The 1,202-nt window shown below is 70.0% G+C and carries 1 protein-coding gene; it reads right to left on the minus strand.

The window, feature by feature from the left end:
- Positions 1-123 precede the first annotated feature (123 nt).
- Positions 124-1,173, minus strand: coding sequence for a lipid A deacylase LpxR family protein (locus CR938_RS14265; RefSeq protein WP_162125617.1), 1,050 nt, complete (start codon positions 1,171-1,173; stop codon positions 124-126).
- Positions 1,174-1,202: the final 29 nt, after the last annotated feature.

Genomic DNA, 1,202 nt, shown 5'->3' on the forward strand with positions numbered 1-1,202 from the left:
TGAACAACGATTCCTGAGTGACGTCTGCACCGCGCATCCCACGCCCTCCACTATGGCTGAGGTCGATATCGCAAACAGAGGGCTTGAAAGCAAGCTCTGGCGCGGGAGAATTTCAACAAGCTGCTAGAGCATGCGGCTGATGGTGAAGGAGCCGAACACCGGCCGCTCCTTCTGCCCCTCGAATTCGCGCGCGCCGTGGTAGCGCGCCAGGGCGAACTTCCAGCGCCCGCGGGTCAGGCCGATGCCGTAGCCGATCTCGCCGACCAGCGGCCGCCTGTCCACGCGGTGGCTGCGGCGGAAGGTGTTGCCGTCCAGGGTGATGTCGCGCAGCACCCAGCGCACGTCCGAGGTGAGGAACAGGTGCGCCGACCAGCCGGTGCGGCGTCCATCCAGCGGCGGGGCGGTGTTCTCGCCGGCCGGCCGCAGCGGCGTGCTGCCGAAGTCGTCGGGCAGGCGCCAGCCGAAGCGCACCTCCATGCCGGCGTTGGCGTGGGTGCTCAGGTTGCCCACGGCCCCGCCCCAGTGCGCGATCGCGTCCCAGGCCCAGCCCTCGGCGTCGAAGCCCGGATCGCCGGGCCAGCGGCGCATGCGCTCGTGCACCAGGCGCAGCACCGGCTCGTTGTGCAGCTGGTTGTCCCAGCCCCGGAAACGGTCGCTGTCGGTGAGCTTGTGCACCGCGTCCTGCACCTGCCGGCCCAGCGCGGCCGGGCCGACCACTCCGACCTGCAACTGTGTGGTGCGCAGGCCGGACATGTTGCGCGCGTTGTAGCCGAAGCTGGCCAGCAGCACCGCCGCGTACGGGCGGTCGTCGGGGATCAGGTCGCGGCGGGAGTAGTCGGCGGGCGTGTAGATCTTGTGCCCGACCGAGAACACCATGTTCTGCTGGTCGTACTGGCCCGGATGCAGGCGCTCCAGGCGGCGGTTGATCCAGCGTGCCAGCCGCGGCAGGCACGGGTCGTCGGTGTAGTCGTTCAGATTGGGCGAGACGAAGCTCAGCTGCGCACCATTGGTGTAGCCCTGGTCCTGGCCGCCGAACAGGTCGTTGTCCACGCGGAAGTTCACCGCGGGCGGCGTGCTGCGCAGCACGCTGTCGTGGCAGCGTTCGGCGGCGTGCAGGGGGAGGGTGGCGGCCAGGCACATGGCCGCGGCGGCAAGGCGTATCGCTGGGGGCATGCAGGGACCTTGGGGAGGGCGCCGCGGCC

The sequence above is a fragment of the Pseudoxanthomonas taiwanensis genome, assembly GCF_010093135.1.
GTDB lineage: Bacteria > Pseudomonadota > Gammaproteobacteria > Xanthomonadales > Xanthomonadaceae > Pseudoxanthomonas > Pseudoxanthomonas taiwanensis.

Excerpts from the sequence above, each read along its gene's own strand:
- CR938_RS14265 (WP_162125617.1), bottom strand. The coding sequence starts at position 1,173 with ATGCCCCCAGCGATACGCCTTGCCGCCGCGGCCATGTGCCTGGCCGCC.